The sequence below is a fragment of the Streptomyces sp. 147326 genome (assembly GCF_045000215.1).
Taxonomy (GTDB): Bacteria; Actinomycetota; Actinomycetes; order Streptomycetales; family Streptomycetaceae; genus Streptomyces.
In genome coordinates this window covers 6,605,280-6,627,368 of the sequence record NZ_CP134201.1, presented here as the reverse complement: position 1 = coordinate 6,627,368, position 22,089 = coordinate 6,605,280, and the positions used below count along the sequence as shown (strand labels likewise).

At 72.6% G+C, this 22,089-nt stretch carries 23 protein-coding genes; 9 read left to right on the top strand and 14 right to left on the bottom strand.

The features are described from left to right. Window positions 1-106: 106 nt before the first annotated feature. The 4 genes from RIU97_RS30415 (at window position 107) to RIU97_RS30400 (ending at window position 3,791) form a co-directional block, all read left to right on the top strand. The gene (locus tag RIU97_RS30415) at window positions 107-1,630 is read left to right on the top strand and encodes an aldehyde dehydrogenase (NADP(+)) (RefSeq protein ID WP_404960783.1); all 1,524 of its coding nucleotides are present in this window, start codon (window positions 107-109) and stop codon (window positions 1,628-1,630) included. 326 nt (window positions 1,631-1,956) lie between these two features. Beyond that, on the top strand, window positions 1,957-2,178 hold the full coding sequence (locus RIU97_RS30410) for a hypothetical protein (protein ID WP_404960782.1): 222 nt from the start codon (window positions 1,957-1,959) through the stop codon (window positions 2,176-2,178). A gap of 62 nt (window positions 2,179-2,240) precedes the next feature. After that, complete coding sequence (locus RIU97_RS30405; protein WP_404963004.1) at window positions 2,241-3,512, top strand: TerD family protein; 1,272 nt, start codon at window positions 2,241-2,243, stop codon at window positions 3,510-3,512. Between the two features lie 102 nt (window positions 3,513-3,614). Beyond that, the gene (locus RIU97_RS30400) at window positions 3,615-3,791 is read left to right on the top strand and encodes a hypothetical protein (protein WP_319734186.1); all 177 of its coding nucleotides are present in this window, start codon (window positions 3,615-3,617) and stop codon (window positions 3,789-3,791) included. A gap of 108 nt (window positions 3,792-3,899) precedes the next feature. Here the strand turns inward: RIU97_RS30400 and RIU97_RS30395 are convergent, their stop codons facing one another. Together RIU97_RS30395 and RIU97_RS30390 are read right to left on the bottom strand one after the other, a co-directional pair. Then, window positions 3,900-5,339, bottom strand: coding sequence for an alkaline phosphatase PhoX (locus RIU97_RS30395; RefSeq protein WP_404960781.1), 1,440 nt, complete (start codon window positions 5,337-5,339; stop codon window positions 3,900-3,902). Between the two features lie 293 nt (window positions 5,340-5,632). Beyond that, the gene (locus tag RIU97_RS30390) at window positions 5,633-7,177 is read right to left on the bottom strand and encodes a hypothetical protein (RefSeq protein ID WP_404960780.1); all 1,545 of its coding nucleotides are present in this window, start codon (window positions 7,175-7,177) and stop codon (window positions 5,633-5,635) included. A 390-nt stretch (window positions 7,178-7,567) separates the two neighbouring features. On the opposite strand from RIU97_RS30390, the gene RIU97_RS30385 reads away from it, so the two are divergent. The 3 genes from RIU97_RS30385 to RIU97_RS30375 all read left to right on the top strand — a co-directional run bounded on the left by RIU97_RS30385 (window position 7,568) and on the right by RIU97_RS30375 (window position 10,349). Continuing rightward, entirely contained in the window at window positions 7,568-9,409 is a 1,842-nt protein-coding gene (locus tag RIU97_RS30385) for an endonuclease/exonuclease/phosphatase family protein (RefSeq protein WP_404960779.1), read from the top strand. 69 nt (window positions 9,410-9,478) lie between these two features. Then, a complete protein-coding gene (locus tag RIU97_RS30380) occupies window positions 9,479-9,952 on the top strand; it encodes a GNAT family N-acetyltransferase (RefSeq protein ID WP_404960778.1) in 474 nt (157 codons plus the stop codon). 142 nt (window positions 9,953-10,094) lie between these two features. Further along, window positions 10,095-10,349 (top strand): hypothetical protein, encoded by a 255-nt coding sequence (locus RIU97_RS30375; RefSeq protein ID WP_404960777.1) that lies wholly within the window; start codon window positions 10,095-10,097, stop codon window positions 10,347-10,349. Between the two features lie 24 nt (window positions 10,350-10,373). On the opposite strand, the gene RIU97_RS30370 is transcribed toward RIU97_RS30375, so the two are convergent. The 3 genes from RIU97_RS30370 to RIU97_RS30360 form a co-directional block, all read right to left on the bottom strand. Further along, the gene (locus RIU97_RS30370; protein ID WP_404960776.1) at window positions 10,374-10,787 is read right to left on the bottom strand and encodes a hypothetical protein; all 414 of its coding nucleotides are present in this window, start codon (window positions 10,785-10,787) and stop codon (window positions 10,374-10,376) included. 151 nt (window positions 10,788-10,938) lie between these two features. Further along, entirely contained in the window at window positions 10,939-11,919 is a 981-nt protein-coding gene (dapD, locus tag RIU97_RS30365; RefSeq protein WP_030706992.1) for a 2,3,4,5-tetrahydropyridine-2,6-dicarboxylate N-succinyltransferase, read from the bottom strand. Between the two features lie 9 nt (window positions 11,920-11,928). Next, complete coding sequence (locus tag RIU97_RS30360; RefSeq protein WP_404960775.1) at window positions 11,929-13,149, bottom strand: MFS transporter; 1,221 nt, start codon at window positions 13,147-13,149, stop codon at window positions 11,929-11,931. A 101-nt stretch (window positions 13,150-13,250) separates the two neighbouring features. Between RIU97_RS30360 and RIU97_RS30355 the strand changes: the two genes are divergently transcribed. Beyond that, window positions 13,251-14,126, top strand: a complete 876-nt coding sequence (locus RIU97_RS30355) for a winged helix-turn-helix transcriptional regulator (protein WP_404960774.1) — start codon at window positions 13,251-13,253, stop codon at window positions 14,124-14,126. Between the two features lie 201 nt (window positions 14,127-14,327). Here the strand turns inward: RIU97_RS30355 and RIU97_RS30350 are convergent, their stop codons facing one another. Further along, the gene (locus RIU97_RS30350; RefSeq protein WP_404960773.1) at window positions 14,328-14,879 is read right to left on the bottom strand and encodes a TetR/AcrR family transcriptional regulator; all 552 of its coding nucleotides are present in this window, start codon (window positions 14,877-14,879) and stop codon (window positions 14,328-14,330) included. Beyond that, window positions 14,879-15,199 carry a DMT family transporter gene (locus tag RIU97_RS30345; RefSeq protein ID WP_404960772.1) on the bottom strand — a complete coding sequence of 107 codons (321 nt, stop codon included), beginning with the start codon at window positions 15,197-15,199 and terminating at the stop codon, window positions 14,879-14,881. Before RIU97_RS30345 ends, RIU97_RS30350 begins: the two co-directional genes overlap by 1 nt. 126 nt (window positions 15,200-15,325) lie before the next feature. Here RIU97_RS30345 and RIU97_RS30340 point away from each other — a divergent pair, with 126 nt between their 5' ends. Continuing rightward, window positions 15,326-16,168, top strand: coding sequence for a hypothetical protein (locus tag RIU97_RS30340; RefSeq protein ID WP_404960771.1), 843 nt, complete (start codon window positions 15,326-15,328; stop codon window positions 16,166-16,168). On the opposite strand, the gene RIU97_RS30335 is transcribed toward RIU97_RS30340, so the two are convergent. From RIU97_RS30335 to sufD, 7 genes are all read right to left on the bottom strand, one after another. Continuing rightward, window positions 16,152-17,483, bottom strand: coding sequence for a hypothetical protein (locus tag RIU97_RS30335; RefSeq protein WP_404963003.1), 1,332 nt, complete (start codon window positions 17,481-17,483; stop codon window positions 16,152-16,154). The two genes, RIU97_RS30340 and RIU97_RS30335, sit on opposite strands and share 17 nt — an antisense overlap. 253 nt (window positions 17,484-17,736) lie before the next feature. After that, complete coding sequence (locus RIU97_RS30330; protein ID WP_030388904.1) at window positions 17,737-18,081, bottom strand: metal-sulfur cluster assembly factor; 345 nt, start codon at window positions 18,079-18,081, stop codon at window positions 17,737-17,739. Then, entirely contained in the window at window positions 18,078-18,539 is a 462-nt protein-coding gene (gene sufU, locus RIU97_RS30325; RefSeq protein ID WP_319723175.1) for a Fe-S cluster assembly sulfur transfer protein SufU, read from the bottom strand. Before sufU ends, RIU97_RS30330 begins: the two co-directional genes overlap by 4 nt. A gap of 22 nt (window positions 18,540-18,561) precedes the next feature. Further along, window positions 18,562-19,818: a cysteine desulfurase gene (locus tag RIU97_RS30320; protein WP_189973804.1), complete on the bottom strand. Its 1,257-nt coding sequence runs from the start codon at window positions 19,816-19,818 to the stop codon at window positions 18,562-18,564. After that, window positions 19,815-20,579 carry a Fe-S cluster assembly ATPase SufC gene (sufC, locus tag RIU97_RS30315; protein ID WP_404960770.1) on the bottom strand — a complete coding sequence of 255 codons (765 nt, stop codon included), beginning with the start codon at window positions 20,577-20,579 and terminating at the stop codon, window positions 19,815-19,817. Before sufC ends, RIU97_RS30320 begins: the two co-directional genes overlap by 4 nt. 7 nt (window positions 20,580-20,586) lie before the next feature. Next, a complete protein-coding gene (locus RIU97_RS30310; RefSeq protein WP_030027083.1) occupies window positions 20,587-20,904 on the bottom strand; it encodes a bifunctional 3-phenylpropionate/cinnamic acid dioxygenase ferredoxin subunit in 318 nt (105 codons plus the stop codon). Continuing rightward, window positions 20,904-22,082, bottom strand: a complete 1,179-nt coding sequence (sufD, locus tag RIU97_RS30305; protein ID WP_404960768.1) for a Fe-S cluster assembly protein SufD — start codon at window positions 22,080-22,082, stop codon at window positions 20,904-20,906. The genes RIU97_RS30310 and sufD overlap by 1 nt, the downstream gene beginning before the upstream one ends. Window positions 22,083-22,089: the final 7 nt, after the last annotated feature.

Here is a 22,089-nt window from a genome sequence, read left to right as displayed (position 1 = left end):
GCCTCTTGTCACGCGGAGGACGCGGAAATAGAGTCCGCAGCAGATGTGATCATTCATCCACCGGAACCGCGTTCAGAATACTGAACGATCCAGGAGGCAGTGGGCCATGACAACGACACCAGTCTGGAGTGTGGACCCCCGCACCGGGAAGCAGCGCGAGCAGGTTGCGGTGGAGGCCACGTCCCGGGAGGTGGCCGAAGCCGTACGGGCGGCCCACGCGGCCCGTGCCCCGCTCGCCGACGCCGCCGTCCGCGCCGCCTTCCTGCGCACCGCCGCCGCGCTGCTCGACGAGGCCGCCGCCCACGTCATCGAGGCCGCCGACGCCGAGACGGCGCTCGGCCCGGGCCGGCTCACCGGCGAACTGGCGCGCACCACCGGCCAGCTGCGCGCCTTCGCCGACGCCGTCGACGAGGGCGCCTACCTCGACATCCGGATCGACCGCGCCGACCCCTCCCTCAGCCCGCCCCGCCCCGAACTGCGCCGCTACAAGGTCCCGCTCGGCGTGGTCGCGGTCTACGCCGCCTCCAACTTCCCGCTCGCCTTCTCCGTCCCCGGCGGGGACACCGCGAGCGCGCTGGCCGCCGGCTGCCCGGTGGTCGTCAAGGCGCACCCCGACCACCCGGCCACCTCCGAACTGTGCGCCTCGCTGCTGCGCCGGGCGGCGGCCGCCGTCGGGCTCCCGGCCGAAGTGGTGAGCGTGGTCCACGGGTTCGACGCCGGCCTGGAGCTGATCCGCCACCCGCTGGTGGCCGCCGCCGGATTCACCGGTTCCATCCGGGGCGGGCGGGCGCTGTTCGACGCGGCCGCCGCCCGGCCCGTGCCGATCCCCTTCCACGGCGAGCTGGGCTCCCTCAACCCCGTCGTGGTCACCCCGGCCGCGGCCGCCGAGCGCGCTGAGGAGATCGGCGCCGGGCTCGCGGGCTCGGTCACCCTCGGCGTCGGCCAGTTCTGCGTGAAGCCCGGGCTGGTGCTGGTCCCCGAGGGGGCGGCGGGCGACCGTCTCACCGCCGCGCTCACCAAGGCGCTCGGGGAGACCGAGCCCGGGGTGCTGCTCGACCACCGGATGCGGGAGAACTTCGTCTCCGGGGTCCGCGAGCGGGCCGGGCTGCCCGGCGTCGACGCGCCCGTCACCCCGGGCTCCGGCGGGGAGCACACCGTCGGCGCGGGCTACCTGACCGTGAGCGCCGGGGACCTGCTCGGGGGCGGCGCCCACGACCTCCTCCTGGAGGAGTGCTTCGGCCCGGTCACCGTCGTCGTGCGGTACGCCGATCAGGGCGAGGCGGGCGCGGTGCTCGGCCGGCTTCCCGGGAACCTGAGCGCCACGCTCCAGCTGTCGGCCGCCGAGACGGAGGGCGCGCCGGGTCCGGCCGCCGAGCTGATCGGGCAGGTCACGGAGCTGGCGGGCCGGATCGTGGTCAACGGCTGGCCGACCGGCGTGGCGGTGGCCCCGGCCCAGCACCACGGCGGGCCCTACCCGGCGGCGACCTCGCACTCCACCTCGGTGGGCGGGACCGCGATCGAGCGCTGGCTGCGGCCGGTGGCCTACCAGTCCGTGCCGGACTCGCTCCTTCCGGCGGAGCTGCGCGAGGCCAACCCGCTGGGGCTGCCGCGCCGGGTCACGGGCGTCTGAACGAAGGCGGTACCCCGGCCGGGGGGCCTGTCCCAGCCGGGGGGCCTGTCCCAGCCGGGGGGCCTGTCCCAGCCGGGGGGCCTGTCCCAGCCGGGGGGCCTGTCCCAGCCGGGGGGCCTGTCCCAGCCGGGGGGCCTGTCCCAGCCGGGGGGGCTGTCCCGGCCGGGGGGCCTGTCCCAGCCGGGGGGGCTTATCCCAGCCGGGGCCAACCCCGGCCGGGCCACGCCTCAGCGGGAGCCACACCCCGGCCAGGACCCTGCCCAGGCCGGGACCGCCGCCCTTAATCCCGTTGCCCGCCCCGCACGCGGCGGGGCAGGCTGCGCCCCATGCCGGAGCCGCACGGATTCTCGTACGAAAGACTGGGCGCCCAGTGCCTCGTCATCACCCACCAGGGCCGCACCGCCGCCACCCTGCGCGGGGCCCGGGCGGAGAAGTTCCTCGCCGAGGTGGAGTCCGGCGACGCGCAGCTGGTCATGGCCCGCTGGACCGGCTCGTACAAGTTCGGGAACGAGCGCGCGGCGCGGAACCACCCCCGCAACCGGCGCTGAAATCTCTCGCGAGGGTAAGGGAACGGCAAAGCCCCTCCGGTCGTTCTCCGGGCATGACCGCTATGACCCCTGGTTCCAACCTGCCGCTCAACACCGTCCGCGTGACGGTGGACGTGGCTGCGCCGGTGCGGCTCGACGTATCGGCCCTGCTCCTGACGGCCGACGGCAAGGTGCGCTCCGACGCCGACTTCATCTTCTTCAACCAGCCCTCCGGCCCCGGCGTCAGCTACCGGTCCGGCGGCGGTGCGGCGCCGGACTCGATCACGGTGGACACCGGCGCGGTGCCGCCGGGCATCGAGCGGATCGTGGTCACGGCCAGCCCCGACGCCGCCGGGCAGAGCTTCCAGGGCATCGAGCCCACGGCCACCGTGCGCAACGCCGACGGCGGCGCGGTGATCGCCTCCTTCACCCCGCCGCAGCTGGGCTCCGAGACGGCGCTCGTCGTCGTCGAGATCTACCTGCGCGGCGGCGTGTGGAAGGTGCGCGCGGTCGGCCAGGGGTACGCGAACGGCCTCGCCGGCATCGCCACCGACTTCGGGGTCTCCGTGGAGGACGAGCCGGCACCCGCGGCCGCCGCCGTCACCCCGCCCGTCGCCCCGGCACCCCCCGCGCCCCCCGCGGCGCCGGCCCCTCCGGTCTCCTACCCGCCCTCCCCCTGGCTCGGCGGCGCCACGACCCCGACGGCCCCCGTCACCCCGGCCGCGCCGGTCCCGGCGGCGGCGCCCGCCGCACCCCCGGCCGCCCCGCCCGGCACCGGGAAGATCAACCTCGACAAGGGCCGGGTCAGCCTCCAGAAGAACCAGACCGTCTCCCTGGTCAAGGGCGGCCGCCCGCTGCTCTCCCAGGTGAAGATGGGCCTGGGCTGGGAGCCCGCCTTCGGCGGCCGGGACATCGACCTCGACGCCTCCGTCATCGCGTACGGCCCCCAGCGCAACCACATCGACAGCTGCTACTTCGGCAAGCTGTCCATCCTGGGCGGCTCCGTCAAGCACTCGGGGGACAACCTCACGGGTGAGGGCGCGGGCGACGACGAGGTGATCGTCGTGGACCTCGGCCGGCTCCCCGCCGAGGCCACCGGCCTGGTTTTCACGGTCAACTCCTTCTCCGGCCAGAAGTTCACCGAGGTGGCGAAGGCGTACTGCCGCCTGATCGACGCGGCGAGCGGCGAGGAGCTGGTGCGCTTCGACCTGACCACCGCCGAGCCCCAGACCGGCGTGATGATGGCCAAGCTGATCAAGCAGTTCAGCGGCGAGTGGGAGATGACGGCCATGGGCGAGTTTGTGAAGTCGCGCACAGTGCGCGGCATGGTCAAGCCCGCCGCGCAGGCACTCTGAGCAGGTGGGCGGGCACCGGCAGCCACGGCCGCGCATCCCGGGTGATGGATGCCACGCGTAATCCGTACGTTGCTGTCAGTGCCCGCCCGTAGCCTTGAAACCATGCACCAGACACTCACGCCCGCGGGACCCGCCCGCCCGTCCGCCGCCGAGGCGAACGAGGCGATACGGCTCCTCGTCGAGACCCGGGTGGACGGCGAGTGGCCCTCGGAGGCGTATGAGTTCCTGCTCACCGAGTGGGCCGATGGCTCGCGCGCGGAGGTTTCCGCAGGCCAGTGAGCGCGGGTGCCCAGGCACCCACGCCCACGCCCTGACCCGTGCCCGGACCGCCCGGACCCGTGCCCGCGCCCTCACCCACGCTCGTGGGCGCGCCGGGCTCCGCCCGCGTCAGTGGCCGCGCCGCCACGGCCCGGTGATGGCCAGCATGATGCCCGGGCTCTGGATGTTGGCGAACAGCGTGCGCCCGTCCGGGGAGAAGCAGACACCGGTGAATTCGGAGTACTCCGGCTCCTCGGCCGATCCGATGTTCAGCTCGTTGCGCGCCAGCGGGTAGGTGCGGCCCGAGTCCGTCGCGCCGAACAGGTGCTGCAGCCCCGAGCCGTCCTCCGCGATGACCAGCCCTCCGTACGGCGACACGGTGATGTTGTCCGGGCCGTCGTAGCCCCCGTCCACCGACGGATCCGCGTTGACACCGATCAGGACGGTCAGCCGGACCGTGCGCCGCTTCGGGTCGTAGAACCACACCTGGCCGTCGTGCGCCGCGCCCGGGCTCTCCTCACGGGCGTAGGAGGAGACGAAGTACGCGCCTCCGTCGGCCCACCACATGCCCTCCAGCTTGCGCCCGCGCGTCACCACTCCGTCGGCGAACTGCTTGCGCACCGGCACGGTCCGGGCGTCGCGGTCCTGGACGTCCACCCAGTCGACGCCGTAGACGGTGCCGATCTTCGTGGCGCGCGAGAAGTCGTCGACGAACCGGCCCGAGCTGTCGATGCACTTGGCGGCCTGGAGCACGCCGGCGTCGGCGGCGAGCGTACGGAGCCTGCCGCGCCCGTGGTGGAAGCCGCGGGGCGGGGTCCAGCGGTAGAACAGCCCGTTGGGGCCGGAGGCGTCCTCGGTCAGGTACGCGTGGCCCTGGCGCGGGTCGATGACCACGGCCTCGTGGTCGTAGCGGCCGAAGGCCTTGACCGGGCGCGGGTCGCGGTTGGCACGCCGGTCGTGCGGGTCGACCTCGAAGACGTAGCCGTGGTCCTTGGTCATGCCGTTCTTGCCGGCGAGGTCGGAGTTCTCCTCGCAGGTCAGCCAGGTGTTCCAGGGGGTGGAGCCGCCCGCGCAGTTGGTGGACGTACCGGCGATGCCCACCCATTCGGCGACCTCGCCGCCGCGCCGGACCTCGACGACCGTGCAGCCGCCGGCCGCGGCCGGGTCGTAGACCAGGCCCTCGGTGAGCGGGACGGGGTGGGTCCAGCCCGAACGGGGGCCCTTGAGCTCGTGGTTGTTGACGAGGAGGGTGACTCCTCGGTGGCCCTCGAAGGCGGCGGTCCCGTCGTGGTTGGACGGGGTGCTCTCGCCGGACTCCAGCGTGGTGACCCCGCTGTGCGTGATCACGCGGTACTTGAACCCGGCGGGGAGGGCGAGGATGCCGGCCGGGTCGGGGACGAGCGGGCCGTAGCCGGGCTCGCAGGGCCGCCCGTGCTCGTCGCGGTGGGTGCTGTCGTCGGCCGCCAGCGCTCCCGGGGCGGTGGCGAGGGCACCGACCGTCCCGGTGAGCGCGACTCCCGCGCCGGCGATGACGGTGCGGGCGGTGAAGTCTCTACGGCTGAGCGGCATCGGGTCTCCTGGGGTGGGGAGGTGGTGCGCCTGTCGTGCGGTCGTCGGCGCACACGCTGTCGCCCGCACGTGAACGGCGGCTGAACTACCCACGAAGAGGATCAGTCCCCTTGCCGGTGGCCGGAATGGCCAACTCCGGCCCCAGGAACGGCGCATTGTCGCCACCCCGGCCGGTACGCCGGGGATGCCCGGGCCGCCCGACCCCACCGGGCCCACCGGCCACACCCGCTACACCGGCCACCACCACCGCACCCGCCACCGCCCCCACCGGCTCCCCCCACCGCCCGCTCGGCTCAGGGGCGGCGGGAACGCGCCTTGAACGCGGCCTTGCGGGCCTCCTTCGCCGCCCTCTTGTCCGGGTGCAGCCGGCCCATCGCCTCCAGGACGTACGCCGTCGCCGGGTGCTCCACCCGCCACACCTGCTCGAAGAACCCCGCGTGATGGGCGGTCAGCGTCTCCATCAGGAGCGGCAGCTCCTCCGTCTCCCCGTCGGCGGCCAGCTGCGCCGCGATCGTGTCGACCGTCAGCCAGAACACCATCTCCGGGTCCGGCGCCGGTACGTCGGCCGCCCCGCGCTCCGCCAGCCACACCCGGGCGAGCCCGCCGAGCTCCGCGTCGTCCAGCACCGCGCGGACCGCCGGCTCGGCCTCCGGCCCGGCCGGCGCCAGGGCCTGCTGACACCGGAGCCGGCGCAGCGGGCCGCCCTCGTCGTCCCCGCGGGCGGCGGCCAGCAGTTCGGCGACCGCGGCGGGCAGTTCGCGGCCGGCCAGCCACTGTTCGATCTCGGCCTGGGCGGCGTTCTCGGGGTAGAAGGAGACCGCGTCGAGCAGTGCGTCGGCGCCCTTGTCGGCCAGCTCGCCGACGGCGGGCGCCTCGACCCCGGCCTCCAGCATGCGGGCCCGGATCCCGTACACGCCGAGCGGGGTGAGGCGGACCATGCCGTAGCGGGAGACGTCCTCGTCGTCCACGGCGGCCGGGCCGCCCGCCCGCGACGCGCCGGCGGCGAGCTCCTCCTCGTCGGCCTCCGCCATCAGCTCTTCGTCGACGGGCCGGAACTCGACCAGCCCGATCGGCTCCAGCTGCCTGAACTGGTCGTCGAGGCGCATCATCGCGTCCGAGACCTGCTCCAGCACGGCGTCGGTGGGCTCGCCCATGCCGTCGGGGACGACCATCGACGCGGCGAGCACCGGCAGCGGAACCGGCCGGTCCGCCGCCCCGCCCTCGGTGACGGTGAGCAGGTAGAGGTTGGCGAGGACCCCGTCGAGGAAGTCCGCCTCGCGGCCCGGGTTCCAGTCCAGCCGGTCGAAGTCGATCTCGCCGCCCGCGTCCAGCGCGTCGACGAGGCCGTCGAGGTCGGGCACGGCCGCGTCGGCGAGCACCGTGTCCAGGGCCGCCAGCCACAGGTCGAGAACGTCGCCGGGCGCACCGCTCGTCACCAGGGCCAGGTCCTCGCCGGGCGCGGCCGTGCCGAACCGCTCTTCGCTGCCCTGACCGGCGCCGGGACCGACGTCCTGACCGGCGACCTGACCGACGTCCTGACCGGCCTCGTCCTCCGGCTCCGTCACGTCGACCAGGCCGGTGTCCACGGCCACCCGCCAGGCCTGGCCCGCGTACCCGGCGGAGTCCGCGTCGGCGGCGTCGAGGCCGAGCACCTCGACGGCCCCGGGCAGCTGGTCCGCGACGAGTTCACCGCCGACGTCGACGCGCGTGCCGGGACCGGCCCAGCGGGCGAGGCGTACGGCGCGCGCGAACAGCGGGGCGCCGAGGGCGTCGCGCGCCAGTTCCGCGTCGGAGTGCAGCCGTACCGGCGGCAGCGTGGGGTGCGACTCTGCGGACATGGTGCTGTTCTCCTCGCGGACGCGGTGGGGCCGGGCGCGCAGCCGGGCCGACGGGCCGTGACGACCGATTGGTCCGTCATGTGCGCGCGGACATCGGCGACATGGCCGACATGGCAGGCAGGCCAGCGCAGGGCAGATGTGGCGCAGATGACAGCGGTGGCCGTCGTTCGGCGCTCCAGCGTAGACGCATTTCGGGACCATCCGGCGGGCCATCACCTTTGGTTCATCCCACAGTCAGCTGCCGTATTCCCTGGAGGGCTTGACAACTTTGCTGGCCACACAGGAAATTGACGCGCGTAGATGTATCGGGAGCGGCACGCCTCCCGCAGATCTCGCTGCGACCCGCTGCCGCGCCCCTCCTTTCCCTCTCCCACACCGGAGTTCCTGCCCATGCGCTCCTCGCATCCCCGTTCCGCCGCCGTCGCGGCCCTCGTCGCCACCGCACTGGCCACCGGCCTGCTCGCGGGTTCCGCCGACGCGGCCGAAGGCGCCGTGTCCGCCGATCCGATACGCATCCACGACATCCAGGGCACCACCCGGATATCCCCGCTGAACGGCAAGCAGGTCACCGACGTCGAGGGCATCGTGACGGGCGTGCGTACGTACGGCTCGCGCGGCTTCTGGATCCAGGACCCGGACGCCGACGACAACGACGCCACCAGTGAGGGCGTGTTCGTCTTCACCAGCTCCGTTCCGACCGTCGCCGTGGGCGACGCGGTGAAGGTCTCCGGCACCGTCGGCGAGTACGTCCCCGGCGGCCTCGCCTCCGGCAACCAGTCGGTGACCCAGATCTCCAAGCCGACGGTGACCGTGGTCTCCTCCGGCAACGCGCTGCCCGAGGCCACCGCGATCAACGAGTACTCGGTGCCCGCCGAGTACGCCCCGGCGGGCGACCCGGCCGCCGCCGGCAGCATCAACGGCCTGACCCTGGAGCCCGCGCGCTACGCCCTGGACTACTACGAGTCGCTGGAGGGCATGAACGTCAAGATCGGCACCTCCCGCGTGGTCGGCGCCACCGACCCGTACTCGGAGCTGTGGGTCACGGTGAAGGGCTGGGAGAACACCGCCAAGCGCGGTGGCACGATCTACGGCTCCTACGAGTCCCAGAACACCGGCCGCCTGCAGATCCAGCAGCTCGCGCCCATCGCGCAGCAGCCCTTCCCGGTGGCCAACGTCGGCGACAAGCTGACCGGCACCACCGAGGGCCCGCTGGACTTCAACCAGTTCGGCGGCTACACGCTGGTGGCCCGCACCCTCGGCACGGTCAAGGCGGGCACCCTCGCCCCCGAGAAGACCAAGCCGCAGACCGAGCAGGAGCTCGCGGTGGCCACGTACAACGTGGAGAACCTCGACCCGACCGACCCGCAGGAGAAGTTCGACGCGCTGGCGAAGGCGGTCGTCGAGAACCTCGCCTCGCCCGACATCCTCGCCCTGGAGGAGATCCAGGACGACAACGGCGCCAAGAACGACGGCACCGTCTCCGCCGAGCAGACGCTGACGAAGTTCACCGCGGCGATCGCGGCGGCGGGCGGCCCGGCCTACCAGTGGCGGACCGTCAACCCCGAGGACAAGAAGGACGGCGGCGAGCCCGGCGGCAACATCCGCCAGGTCTTCCTCTTCAACCCGGCGCGCGTCTCCTTCACCGAGCGCGCCCCGGGCGACGCGGTGACGGCGACCGGCGTGGTCAAGGAGAACGGCAAGGCCGCCCTGACCCACTCCCCCGGCCGCGTCGACCCCGCGAACCCGGCGTGGGCGGACAGCCGCAAGCCGCTGGCGGGCGAGTTCGTCTTCCGCGGCAAGACGGTCTTCGTGATCGCCAACCACTTCGGCTCCAAGGGCGGCGACGAGGGCCTGGCCTCGCACCACCAGCCGCCGGTCCGTTCCTCGGAGGCCAAGCGGCTGCTGCAGGCGCAGGCCGTGAACGGCTTCGTCAAGGAGATCCTGGCGGCGGACAAGAACGCGAACGTCCTGGTCCTCGGTGACATCAACGACTTCGAGTTCTCGGCGACGACGGACGCGCTCGCGGACGGCGGGGCGCTGTACCCGGCGATCAAGTCGCTGCCGAAGGCGGAGCGCTACTCGTACGTCTACCAGGGCAACGCGCAGGTGCTGGACCAGATCCTGACCAGCCCGGCGATCAAGAAGTTCACGTACGACAGCGTGCACATCAACGCGGAGTTCGCGGCGCAGAACAGCGACCACGACCCGCAGGTGCTGCGCTTCCGCCCGTAACCCCCCGCTCCCACGAGCCGCAGGGGGTCCGGCCGCCGTCCGGGCCGGCCCCCCTGCCACAATCCGGCCATGACCTTCCGCAACGCCACCCGACGGGACCTGCCCGCCGTACTCGCCCTGCTCGCGGACGAGGACCAGGTCCTCGACCCGGCCTCGATCGTGGTCGGCGAGGCGCACGAGCGGGCCTTCGCCGCCATCGAGGCGGACCCCCGCAACGAGATGCTGGTCCTCACCGACGGGGCGGACGAGACGGATGAGACGGACGAGGTCGTGCTCGGCTGCCTCCAGCTGACGTACGTACCGGGTCTGGGCCAGAACGGGCAGGAGCGGGCCGTGGTGGAGGCCGTACGGGTCCGCGCGGACCGGCGGGGCGCGGGACTCGGCGCGGAGCTGATGCGCCTCGCCGTCGAGCGGGCCCGCGAGCGCGGCTGCGGCCTGGTCCAGCTGACGAGCAGCAAGCGGCGGACCGCAGCCCACCGCTTCTACGAGCGGCTGGGCTTCGCACGCAGCCACGAGGGCTTCAAGCTGCAGCTGAAGCCGTAACGTCCCTTTCCGGGCAAGGTGGGGACTTTCGGCCCTGGCGTGACGCTCGACACATCCCTACCGAATCCACCGGTTGTGGTGTTGAGTATCTCCACGCCCGATCTTGCCCCGGCTTGCACCGCCCCCTCCCTGGAGGATCCGCGTGTTCCCCTCCATCTCCCTCGCCCAGGAAATCGGCCTCGCCGTTCTGCTCGTGGCTGCGATCGTCTGGGTCGTCGGCCTCGGCCACATGCTGCGGGACAGCCGCTTCCACCACCCGGAGCCCGGCGCCCACGAGAGCCTGCCGATGATCCCGGCCCAGCGCAGCTCCGCCGCGCACCCGATGGAGTCGGTGGAACTGACCGAGGCGGAGAAGCAGGCCTTCGCCGGCCTGATCCGGACGATCCCCCTGCACTGACCGCCGCCACCCCCGCCCGTCGGCCTACTCGTGGGCGCGGGACCGGGGCTGTTGCCGTCGCACGGCGCCGATCAGGGCGCAGACGCCGGCGGTCAGGGCGAGGCTCCCCACCATGACCATCCCCACGCCGACCGCGAAGAGCCCGCTGGCGTCGTCCGACCAGTCGTAGGCGGCGGCGATCGTCAGGCCGGCCGTGACGCCTGCGACGGTGCCCGCCGCGTGTCCCCGGAAGGCCGCCCAGCACACCGGCACCAGCAGGGTCACCACGAGCCCGATCACCTGCCAGGCCTCGTAGGGCCCGGTCTGCGTACCGTCGGGCTGCACATCGCGCTGCTGGTCCCAGCCCAGCCAGGCGGCCCAGGCCGCCGACGCCACGAGGGCGAGCAGCAGGGCTGTCAGGAGGCGGGCGGCGGGGCCGGAGAGGAGTCGTCGTCGCATGCCCCCCAGCCTTCCCTCCGGCCCCACCGCAGACCAGAGCGCACGTACTCAGTCCCGACCGAGCAGCCGCCGCTACGCCGCCGAGCGCCCTCCTGGCCCGCTGAGGGGCCGGAAGGGCGCTCGGTGCTGACCGCCGGAAACCGGCGAAGCGTCAGTTGTGGCTGTGCAGGACCTCGTTCAGGCCGCCCCAGGCCGCCTTGTACGGGCGGGCCTCGACGGCGCCGGTGACCGAGTTGCGGCGGAAGAGGATGTTGCTGGCGCCGGAGAGCTCCAGGGCCTTGACGATCTGGCCGTCCGGCAGGGTGACGCGGGTGCCCGCGGTCACGTACAGGCCGGCCTCGACGACGCACTCGTCGCCCAGCGCGATGCCGACGCCGGCCTCGGCGCCGATCAGGGTGCGCTCGCCGATCGAGATGATCTGCTTGCCGCCGCCCGAGAGGGTGCCCATGGTGGAGGCGCCGCCGCCGATGTCGGAGCCGTCGCCGACCACGACGCCCGCGGAGATGCGGCCCTCGACCATGGAGGTGCCGAGGGTGCCGGCGTTGAAGTTGACGAAGCCCTCGTGCATGACGGTGGTGCCCTCGGCGAGGTGCGCGCCGAGGCGGACGCGGTCCGCGTCGGCGATGCGCACGCCCTTGGGGGCGACGTAGTCGGTCATCCGCGGGAACTTGTCGATCGAGGTGACCTGGAGGTGCAGGCCCTCGGCGCGCGCGTTGAGGCGGACGGTCTCGACCTGGTCGATCGCGACCGGGCCCAGCGAGGTCCAGGCGACGTTGGCGAGCAGGCCGAAGACGCCGTCGAGGTTCTGGCCGTGCGGCTTGACCAGGCGGTGGCTGAGCAGGTGCAGGCGCAGGTACGCGTCGTGCGCGTCCAGCGGCTTGTCCTCCAGGGAGGCGATCACCGTGCGGACGGCTACGACCTCGACTCCGCGGACCGCGTCCGTACGGATCGCCTTGGCCGCGGCGGCGCCGAGGAGCTCCACGGCCTGCTCGGCGGTGAGGCGCTCGGTGCCGGCCGGGCCGGGCTCGGCGACCAGCTCGGGGGCGGGGAACCAGGTGTCGAGGACGGTGCCGTCGGCGGTGAGGGTGGCAAGTCCGGCGGCGACGGCGCCGGTGGTACGCGTAGCAGTCATATCCGAAACCTAACCGGCGACGGCCTTCGGTTGCGAACCGGTCTCATGTGCCGGTCGCGCCGGTCGCGGCGCATGCCGTTGCTGCCTGGCGTGGGCCCACAGGACCGCCGCTCCGGCCCCCGCCGCCAGCACCACGCACAGCGGCCACAGCAGCCCGGGCGCTGCGGAGTACAGCGCTCCGCCGAGTGGCGGGCCGAACACGACGCCGCTGGCCGACACCCCGGCGTACAGGCTCTGGTACAGCCCGATGGCGTGCGCCGGAGCCTGGTCGGCGACGTAGGCCGTGGCGGGGGTCTTGTAGAGGATCTCGCCGAGGCTCAGCAGCACCATCATCGCGACGGCGGCCGCGATCCCGGTCCCGAGCAGCAGCGCCCCGTACCCGGCGCCGACGAGCAGGAGTCCGGCGCCGATGACGCGCAGCGGCGGGCGGGCGCGCAGGGCGACGGCGGCCGGCAGTTCGAGGAGGAGGATGACGGCGCCGTTGAGGGCGATGATCAGGCCGTAGGCACCGGTGTCGAGGCCCTGGTCGGCGAGGTAGACCGGGAAGGTCGAGTACTGCTGGCGGTAGATGACGTCGATCACCAGGATCGCGCCCAGCAGGACGAGGACGGCGGGCCTGGCCCGGAGCTCCCCCCATGCGCCGCGGCCCAGACCCCCGTCCGGGGCCGCGGCGGGGGTGCGTTCCGCGCTGCGTGCCGGGACGACCCGGGCGGTCCACAGGGCGAAGCAGAGGGTGCCGACGCCGTCGGCGACGAAGAGCCAGTCGTAGGACAGGCCCGTCGCGATCAGCGCGCCGAGCGGCGGGCCGAGGGTGAAGCCGCCGTTGGAGACGCAGCGGACGACGGCGAAGGCCTGGCGGCGCGCCCCCTCCGGGACGATCACCGCGACGAGCGCCGCGTTGGCGGAGCGGATCGCCCCGAGGGCGTACTGGGCCAGCGGAAGGACGGCGAAGAGCGCGCCGGTGGGCAGCGCCGGCAGCAGGACGAGGCCGCCGCCGGCGAGGAACGAGGCGACGAGCAGGACGCGGCGGTGGCCGTAGCGGTCTCCGTATCCGCCGCCGGTGAAGTTGCCCGCGATCAGGCCGATGCCGCCGACCCCGGTGACCAGGCCGGCCTCGGTGACGGAGAGGCCGCGCGGGCCGGTCAGGTACACGAAGACGAAGACGAAGGTGAAGCTGGACACGGCGTTGACGAACACGCCCGGCGAGAGCAGCCAGACCGCTCTCGGCACCCCTTTGAACCCTTGCAGCACGTCCCGCCCCCGAGTTAGTTCCCTTTGGGAACCGACTATGTCAGCATGACAACCTCGGGTCAACGGACAAAGGAGCTCCCATGGCCCAGCGCACACCCCTCGGCGACGCGGACTGCGCCATCGCCCAGGCCCTCGACGTGGTGGGCGACTGGTGGACGCTGCTGATCGTGCGCGACACCGCGCGCGGCCTGCACCGCTTCGACGAGCTCCAGCGCGAGCTGGGGATGTCCCGCAAGGTGCTGACGGAGCGGCTGAAGATGCTCGTCGAGGCCGGGGTGCTGACGCGCGAGCCGTACCAGGAGCGCCCGGTGAGGCACGAGTACCGGCTGACCCCGCGCGGGCGGGGGCTGCTGCCGGTCCTGGTGGCCCTCCAGGACTGGGGAGACACGTGGGTCCTGGGAGAGGGAGAGATGACGGCGACGACCGACGAGGCCTCGCGGGAGGCGGAACGGGTGCACGCGCTGCGCGGCACGCGGGTGCCGCAGCTGCTGCTGCCGGACCGTTTCGGCGGGCTGAGCGACCCGGTGGCGGACACCCCGTTCACGGTCCTGTACTGCTTCCCGGGCGCGTACGCGCGCGCCGAGTCCTACCCGCCCGGCTGGGCCGGCATTCCGGGCGCCAAGGGCTGCACCTTCGAGTCGTGCACGTACCGCGACCAGCTCGCGGAGTTCACCGCGGCCGGCGCCACCGTGCACGGGGTGTCGGCCCAGCGCCCGGACGAGCAGCGGGAGTTCGCGGAGCAGGAGGGGCTGCGGTTCCCGCTCCTCTCGGACGCGGACCTGGCACTGACGGCGGCGCTGCGGCTGCCGACGTTCCGGGCGGCGGGCGTGACCCGGATCAAGCGGCTGACCCTGGTCGTGGACCGCGACCGCACGATCCGCGAGGTGTTCTACCCGATCAGGGACATCGAGGCGAGCGTGGCCGCGGCACTGGCGACGGTCCGCTCCGCGGCTTAGCGGGCCACAGGTCAGCCGGGCCGCCGGGCCTCGGTTGGGGCCGGGCCGCCGCTGCGCGGAGCCCCTCCCGGCCCCGCCGCTTCTCCCCCGGCTACCGCTGGGAGGTGACCCCGGAAACCGGGCTCTGCCCGGACCCGGTCCTCAAACGCCGGGCGGCCCGGAAAATCCAGCCCCGCCGGCGTTCGAGGCGCGGCGACGTGCCTAGGGCAGCCGTAGCACCCGCCCCAGGACCTCGCGGGCGTACGCCTCGTCGTACACGGCGTCCGTCAGCAGGACCTGCAGGCCGATGCCGTCCATGACCGCCACCAGCGCCCGCGCCGTCACCGGATCCGTTCGCGCGGCCAGCCCGGCGGACACCGCCTCGCACCATTCCGCCGCCACCGGCCGCAGCGCCGGGCGGCGCAGGGCCGCGAGGTAGAGCTCGTACTCCAGCTCGACCCGGCCCCGGTCCGCCGCCAGGAACTCCCCCAGCAGACGGGCCAGGGCCCGGGCGAGGTCCGCGTCGGGATCGGCCAGCGCCGGCGAGTCCGCCACCGCCCGTGCGAGGCCCTGGTTGGCCTGGCGCAGCGCCGCGACCAGCAGATCGTCGAGGGTCTTGAAGTGGTACGTCGTCGACCCGAGGGGTACGTCGGCCTCCGCGGCCGCGCTGCGGTGGCTCAGCCCCGCGATGCCCTTGGCGCCCACCACCCGGATCGCCGCGTCGATGATCCGCTGCCGCCGGTCCGGGTCGTAGCGCCGTACGCCGGAGGGCATCAGTGCGCCCCGCCGAGGTTCAGCAGGACCACCCCGCCGATCACCAGGGCGATCCCGGCGATCTTGGCGGCGGTGGCCGCCTCCCCCATGAACACCATGCCTATGCCGGCGATGGCGGCCGTGCCGACGCCCGCCCAGATGGCGTAGGCCGTGCCGACCGACATCGACTTCAGGGTCTGTGCGAGCAGGGTGAAGGCGATGGCGTACCCCAGCAGGGTACCCAGCGAGGGCCAGAGCTTCGTGAAACCGTCGCTGTACTTCATGGCGGTGGTTCCGGCGACCTCGGCGGCGATGGCCGCGGCAAGCAGTACGTAGGGCATGTGTACAAGGGTACACATCGATGCGTACACCCGTACACATAAGCGACCCGCCGCACGACCCGGGACTCCTGCGGCCCGCGGCGCTACCCTGTCCGCCTCCTGGGGAGACGAAGGGGCGGCCCGCGCATGGCGCAGCATTGGATCCATCAGGGCGGCGGCTGGCTGCCCCCGCACTCTCCCCGGCCGGGGGTGATACCCCTGCGCCCGCTCGCACCGCGGGAGATCCTCGGCGGCGCCCTCGCCACCCTGCGCCGGTACGGCGGCCGGCTGGTCGGCGCCCTGCTCCTCGGTCAGCTCGGCGGGCTGCTGGTGGTCGCCGCCGTCGCCGGGGCGGCCACCCTCGCCTCCCTGACCCGTACCGCCGGCAGCCGGGCCTTCGTCTACGCCCTCTTCCCGGCCGTCGCCCTGTTCCTGCTGTTCAGCTGGGCCCTGGCCGGCGCCCTGGCCGCGGCCCTGCTCCGGCCGGCCGTGCTCGGGCGGCGCGTGGCGGCGCGCGAGCTGCTGCGCGCGGCCCTGCCCCGGACCCCGGCGGTGCTCGGCGCCCGGCTGCTGTCGCTGCTCGCCGCCGCCGGACCGGGCGCCGCCGCCTTCGCCGCCGGGCTGCCGCCGCTCGCGCTGCTCCCCCTGGCCCCGGTCGCCCTGTGGCTCGCCGTGCTCTTCGCCCTGGCGCCCACGGCCGCCGGGTACGAGGGGCTCGCTCCCGTGGCGGCGCTGCGCCGGTCGGCCGGCCTGGTGCGCGGCGGCTGGTGGCGGACCCTGTGCGTCACGGCTCCGGCGGGTGTGCTCGCGCTGGGGGCCGCGTACGCCCTCCTGCACTGGTTCGGCGCCCTGGGAGTCCTGCTCGCGCCGGCCCTGCTGCTGACCTTCCCCCAGCTGACCGTCGGCCTGCTCTACGCCGACCGGCGGCTCCGCCGTGAGCACCTCGCGGGGTCGCTCACGGCGGAGCCCCTGGTCACGGGTTCAGCGTGAACCAGGCCGCCCGCGCCTTCTTCCACTCGGCGTGCGTCAGGTCCTTGGCCTCGGTGCCGTCCCCGTAGAGGTCCGCGGACCCGCTGTCCGTGATCAGCTGCACCCGGGCCCCCGCAGCCGTCAGGTCCGGGACGTCCACGACGGCCTCCCAGCCGCCCGGGTCGGTGGTCGGCAGGTCGGCCCGCTTGACCGGGGCGTGTCCGGCGACGCCGTCCCACTGGTAGAGCGCGTACGGGTCGGAGTTGTCGTCCGCCGCCCAGGAGCCGGCCAGGATCAGGTACTGCCCGGCCGCGTTCTTGCGGATGTCCCGGACGGAGAGCCCGCCGAGGTCCAGCTCGATGCCCGTGCCGAAGACCGCCTCGGCCCCGCCCGCCAGGACCTGGTCGAAGTTGGTGACCGGCACGATCAGGGCCTTGCCGCCCGGCACGGCCGGCGCCAGCGGGGCGCGGAAGCCCAGGTAAGCGGTGGTCGTGGAGCCGGGCGCGAACTCCAGCCCCTCCACGTTGAAGCCGTCGATCTGCTTCGGCACCTCACCTGCCGCGGTGCCCGCCGCGAAGCCGTAGCGGTTGCCGTTCGCCTTGTCCCAGGCGACGAGGTCCTCGCGGAGCTTCTTGTACGAGCGCCCGTACGCCAGCTGCGTGCCCGTGCCGGACCCGCTCACGGTGGTGGTGAACACCGTGTTCCGGGCCGCCTTGTACTCGCCGTCCTTGTTGTTGCCGAGCGAGCCCGTCCAGTAGACGGTGTCGCCGATCCGGGTCGCCCCCTCGATGTCCACCTCCTTGCTGACGCCGAGCTGCGAGCTGAAGTCCCAGGTCTTCACCGGCGCGCCCGAGCGGGACCGGTCGTAGAGGCGCAGCACGTTGGACTCGTCGTCCGCCACCACCGCGTACCCGCCGCCCACGTCCACGGCGGCCGAGGCGTCCGCGGAGCCGGTGAGGTAGCGCGCGTCGGCCGGGCTCTGCACGGCGGCGGAGGCCGCGTAGTACAGCGTCTTGGTGGCGGTCCTCCCGCCCAGCCCCGTCACCTTGACGGTGAGGTCGGTGTAGCCGCGGCCGCGCGCGGCGACGGCCAGCTGCCGCACCGCCCCGGCGCCGGTGACGGTGACGTCCCCGGTCCCGGCGACCGAGGCCTTGCTCGACGCCGAGGCGCTGACCGTCAGGGCGGAGGCGTCGGCCCCGCTCTGGCCGACGGTGACGTTCACGACCGGGTCCCCGCTCGCCCCGACGGCCCCGGACAGGTAAGACGCGGACAGGGCGATCGTCGGCGTCCCGTACGTCACGGCCTGTGCGGGCGCGGTCAGCCCGACGATCAGCAGGGCGGCGGCGCCGGCTGTCCCGGCGGCGAAACGAACGGTCACGGAGGGTCCTCTCGTATGCGGCGCCACGTCGTGACGGCCGTCGAGAAGGTTCGGTGACGGTGGACAACTCCGGGTGCACGCCGTCCGTCCAGCCGGAGAACAGCCTTCCGGATCCGGGCACCCAGCCGGAAACCCTGCTCCGGGCAGGTCCGGAAAACGGCGAGGGCCCCCGGCACGACCGTGCCGGGGGCCCTCGTCCGCGGGCGGTGAATCAGACGTTGAAGCCGAGCGCGCGGAGCTGCTCACGACCGTCGTCCGTGATCTTGTCCGGGCCCCACGGCGGCATCCAGACCCAGTTGATCCGAAGTTCGTTGACGATGCCGTCCGTCGCCGACTTCGCCTGGTCCTCGATGACGTCCGTCAGCGGGCAGGCCGCCGAGGTCAGGGTCATGTCGAGGGTGGCGATGTTCGCGTCGTCGATGTGGATGCCGTAGATCAGGCCCAGATTGACGACGTCGATGCCCAGCTCGGGGTCGACCACGTCGTAGAGGGCCTCGCGGACCTCTTCCTCGGTGGCCGGCTTGATCGACGCCTCGGGCGTCGCGTTCTCGGTCATGCCGTCTTCCTCTCCGCGTCGCCCAGAGCCTGGGCGGTCGCGTCCTTCCACGCCATCCAACTCAGCAGAGCACACTTCACGCGAGCCGGGTACTTGGAGACGCCGACGAACGCGACCGCGTCCTCCAGCACGTCCTCCATGGCCTCGTCCGGCTCGATCTTGCCCTTGGACTGCATCATCTCCAGGAAGACAGCCTGGATCTTCTGCGCCTCGGCCAGTTCCTTGCCGACCAGCAGCTCATTGAGTACGGACGCGCTGGCCTGGCTGATGGAGCAGCCCTGGCCCTCGTACGAGACGTCGGTCAGCGTCTCTCCGTCGTACTTCACGCGCAGCGTGATCTCGTCGCCGCACGTCGGGTTGACGTGGTGCACCTCGGCGTCGCCGTCGCGCAGGCCACGCCCGTGCGGGTGCTTGTAGTGGTCCAGGATCAGTTCCTGGTACATCGAATCCAGCTTCACTGCGTCCTCGTCGCCTCGTCCGTCAGCCGAAGAAGTTCCGTACGTGCTCCAGCCCGTCGATCAGCGCGTCGACCTCGGCCGGAGAGGAGTACAGGTAGAAAGACGCTCGCGTCGTCGCAGGAATTCCGTAGCGCAGGCAGACGGGGCGCGCGCAGTGGTGTCCCACGCGGACCGCGATGCCCTGCTCGTCCAGCACCTGACCGACGTCGTGCGGGTGGATGTCGCCGAGGACGAAGGAGATCGCGGCGCCGCGGTCCTCGGCCGTGGTGGGGCCGATGATCCGCAGGTCGGGCACCTCGGCGAGGCGCTTGATCGCGTACTCGGTGATCGCGTGCTCGTGCGCGGCGATCTTGTCCATGCCGATCGCGGACAGGTAGTCCACGGCCGCGCCGAGGCCGACGGCCTGAGCGATCGGGGGCGTACCGGCCTCGAACTTGTGGGGCGCCGGGGCGTACGTCGAGGCGTGCATCGACACGGTCTCGATCATCTCGCCGCCGCCGAGGAACGGAGGCAGGTCCTCCAGGAGCTCCTGGCGGCCCCAGAGCACGCCGATGCCGGTCGGGCCGCACATCTTGTGGCCGGTGAAGGCCACGAAGTCGGCGCCGAGCGCCTGTACGTCCAGCGGCATGTGCGGAGCGGCCTGGGAGGCGTCGATCAGCACCAGGGCGCCGACGTCCTGGGCGCGCCGGACGATCGCCTCGACCGGGTTGACCGTGCCCATGATGTTGGAGACCAGCGTGAAGGAGACGATCTTCGTCTTCTCCGTGATGACCTCTTCGATGTTGGACAGGTCGAGCCGGCCGTCGTCGGTGAGGCCGAACCACTTCAGCTTCGCGCCGGTGCGCTGCGAGAGCAGCTGCCACGGCACGATGTTGGAGTGGTGCTCCATCTCCGTGATGGCGATCTCGGTCTCGCGGTCGACCCGGTAGGGCTCGTCCGCCCAGCCGAGCATGTTCGCGACCAGGTTGAGCGACTCCGAGGCGTTCTTGGTGAAGATCACCTCGTCGCGGCTCGGGGCGTTGATGAAGGCGGCGACCTTGTCGCGAGCGCCCTCGTACAGCGCCGTGGCCTCCTCGGCGAGCACGTGCACGCCACGGTGGACGTTGGCGTTGTGCTGCTCGTAGTACTCGTTCAGCGCATCGAGTACCTGGCGCGGCTTCTGCGAGGTCGCCGCGTTGTCCAGGTAAACGATCTTCTTCCCGTCGTGGACCACACGATCCAGCAGGGGGAAGTCCTTGCGGATCGCCTCGATGTCGAGGAGGCCAGGCAGCTGTGTCACGCGGTCGCGCCACCCTTCACGTACTTGTCGTAACCCTCGGCCTCCAGCTGGTCGGCGAGCTCGGCGCCACCGGACTCGGCGATACGGCCGTTCGCGAACACGTGCACGAAGTCGGGCTTGATGTAGCGCAGGATGCGCGTGTAGTGGGTGATCAGCAGGGTGCCGACCTCGCCGGACTCGCGGACGCGGTTGACGCCCTCCGAGACGATGCGCAGCGCGTCGACGTCGAGGCCGGAGTCGGTCTCGTCGAGGATCGCGATCTTCGGCTTCAGAAGCTCCAGCTGCAGGATCTCGTGGCGCTTCTTCTCACCGCCGGAGAAGCCCTCGTTGACGTTGCGGTCGGCGAAGGCCGGGTCCATGTGGAGCTGCTCCATCGCGGACTTGACCTCCTTCACCCAGGTGCGCAGCTTCGGGGCCTCGCCGCGGATGGCGGTGGCCGAGGTGCGCAGGAAGTTGGAGACCGAGACGCCGGGGACCTCGACCGGATACTGCATGGCGAGGAAGACGCCGGCGCGCGCACGCTCGTCGACGGACATCTCCAGGACATCCTCGCCGTCGAGGGTCACGGTGCCACCGGTGATGGTGTACTTCGGGTGACCGGCGAGCGAGTACGCCAGGGTGGACTTGCCGGAGCCGTTCGGACCCATGATGGCGTGCGTCTCACCCTGCTTGACGGTGAGGTCGACGCCCTTGAGGATCTCGCGGGCGCCGTTCTCGGCCTCGACGGAGACGTGCAGGTCGTGGATTTCAAGCGTTGCCATGGATACCTCAGGACTCCTGGGTGAGGGAGACGAGCACGTCGTCCCCTTCGATCTTTACGGGGTATACGGGTACGGGGCGCGTCGCGGGCAGACCGGAGGGCTTGCCGGTGCGCAGGTCGAAGGCCGACCCGTGCAGCCAGCACTCGATCATGCAGTCCTCGACCTCGCCCTCCGAGAGCGAGACGTTCGCGTGCGAGCAGATGTCGTTGATCGCGAACACCTCCCCATCGGTGGAGACGATGGACACCGGCGTGCCGTCGAGTTCCACCCGCTTCGGGGTGTTCTCCTCCAGCTCGCTCAGCGCGCAGGCCTTGACGTAATTCATCAGACGGAACCCTGGAGCTCGGTCTCGATCTTGGTGAGCAGGCGCTCCTCGATGTCCGGGACACCGATCTGCTGGACGAGCTCGGCGAAGAAGCCGCGGACGACCAGGCGGCGTGCGTCGTCGGCCGGGATGCCACGGGCCTGCAGGTAGAAGAGCTGCTCGTCGTCGAAGCGGCCGGTCGCCGAGGCGTGGCCGGCGCCGACGATCTCGCCGGTCTCGATCTCCAGGTTCGGCACCGAGTCGACCCGCGCACCGTCCGTGAGGACCAGGTTGCGGTTCATCTCGTAGGTGTCGGTGCCCTCGGCGGTCTTCTCGATGAGCACGTCGCCGATCCAGACCGCGTGGGCGTCCTGGCCCTGGAGGGCACCCTTGTAGACCACGTTCGACTTGCAGTGCGGCGCGTCGTGCTGCACCAGGAGGCGGTGCTCCTGGTGCTGGCCGGCGTCCGTGAAGTACAGGCCGAAGAGCTCGGCCTCGCCGCCGGGGCCGGCGTAGCTGACGCGCGGGTGGATGCGGACGACGTCGCCGCCGAAGGTGACCACGATCGACTTGAAGGTCGCGTCACGGCCGACCAGCGCGTTGTGCTGCGAGCAGTGGACGGCGGTGTCGTCCCAGTCCTGCACGGAGACGACCGTGAGCTTGGCGCCGTCGCCGACCAGGAAGTCGACGTTGGCGGCGCGCACGGCGTCACCGGTGTGGTCGATGATGATGACGGCCTCGGCGAAGGCCTGCACGTCGAAGACGGTGTGCCCGAAGGTGGTGCCGCCCTCGCCGTGCAGCGTGAGGCGCACCGGGTCGGTCAGGACGGCCTCCTTGGGCACGGTGACGACCGTGGCCTTGGCGAAGGACGAGAACGCCTGGGCGGCGATCCGGTCCACCGGGGTGCCGGCCTTGCCGATGCGCGCGTCGCCGCGCTCCACCGACTCGACCGTGACGCCCTCGGGCGCGTCGATCTGGGCCTTGATGGCGCCGTCGGCGACCGCGGTGCCGTCGTGGAGACCACGCAGGCGGGCCAGCGGAGTGAAGCGCCACTCCTCCTCGCGGCCGTTGGGCACGGGGAAGTCCGCCACGTCGAAGGACGGGGGGGCACTCATCCGGGTGGCGACGGTGGACTCGGCGGCCACCGCGATCGCGCCGGCGGTGGTCGAACCCGCCGGAATGTTCTGAGCCTCAGCCATGGCTGTC

Bases quoted from the DNA above. Each gene is read 5' to 3' on its own strand.
- sufC (WP_404960770.1), bottom strand. From the start codon at position 20,579: ATGGCAACGCTTGAAATCCACGACCTGCACGTCTCCGTCGAGGCCGAG.
- RIU97_RS30310 (WP_030027083.1), bottom strand. From the start codon at position 20,904: ATGAATTACGTCAAGGCCTGCGCGCTGAGCGAGCTGGAGGAGAACACC.
- dapD (WP_030706992.1), bottom strand. From the start codon at position 11,919: ATGACTGCTACGCGTACCACCGGCGCCGTCGCCGCCGGACTTGCCACC.
- sufD (WP_404960768.1), bottom strand. From the start codon at position 22,082: ATGGCTGAGGCTCAGAACATTCCGGCGGGTTCGACCACCGCCGGCGCG.
- RIU97_RS30395 (WP_404960781.1), bottom strand. From the start codon at position 5,339: ATGCCGCTCAGCCGTAGAGACTTCACCGCCCGCACCGTCATCGCCGGC.
- RIU97_RS30355 (WP_404960774.1), top strand. From the start codon at position 13,251: ATGGCCCAGCGCACACCCCTCGGCGACGCGGACTGCGCCATCGCCCAG.
- RIU97_RS30385 (WP_404960779.1), top strand. From the start codon at position 7,568: ATGCGCTCCTCGCATCCCCGTTCCGCCGCCGTCGCGGCCCTCGTCGCC.
- RIU97_RS30380 (WP_404960778.1), top strand. From the start codon at position 9,479: ATGACCTTCCGCAACGCCACCCGACGGGACCTGCCCGCCGTACTCGCC.
- RIU97_RS30390 (WP_404960780.1), bottom strand. From the start codon at position 7,177: ATGTCCGCAGAGTCGCACCCCACGCTGCCGCCGGTACGGCTGCACTCC.
- RIU97_RS30350 (WP_404960773.1), bottom strand. From the start codon at position 14,879: ATGCCCTCCGGCGTACGGCGCTACGACCCGGACCGGCGGCAGCGGATC.
- RIU97_RS30370 (WP_404960776.1), bottom strand. From the start codon at position 10,787: ATGCGACGACGACTCCTCTCCGGCCCCGCCGCCCGCCTCCTGACAGCC.
- RIU97_RS30400 (WP_319734186.1), top strand. From the start codon at position 3,615: ATGCACCAGACACTCACGCCCGCGGGACCCGCCCGCCCGTCCGCCGCC.
- RIU97_RS30405 (WP_404963004.1), top strand. From the start codon at position 2,241: ATGACCCCTGGTTCCAACCTGCCGCTCAACACCGTCCGCGTGACGGTG.
- RIU97_RS30415 (WP_404960783.1), top strand. From the start codon at position 107: ATGACAACGACACCAGTCTGGAGTGTGGACCCCCGCACCGGGAAGCAG.
- RIU97_RS30345 (WP_404960772.1), bottom strand. From the start codon at position 15,199: ATGCCCTACGTACTGCTTGCCGCGGCCATCGCCGCCGAGGTCGCCGGA.
- RIU97_RS30330 (WP_030388904.1), bottom strand. From the start codon at position 18,081: ATGACCGAGAACGCGACGCCCGAGGCGTCGATCAAGCCGGCCACCGAG.
- RIU97_RS30340 (WP_404960771.1), top strand. From the start codon at position 15,326: ATGGCGCAGCATTGGATCCATCAGGGCGGCGGCTGGCTGCCCCCGCAC.
- RIU97_RS30410 (WP_404960782.1), top strand. From the start codon at position 1,957: ATGCCGGAGCCGCACGGATTCTCGTACGAAAGACTGGGCGCCCAGTGC.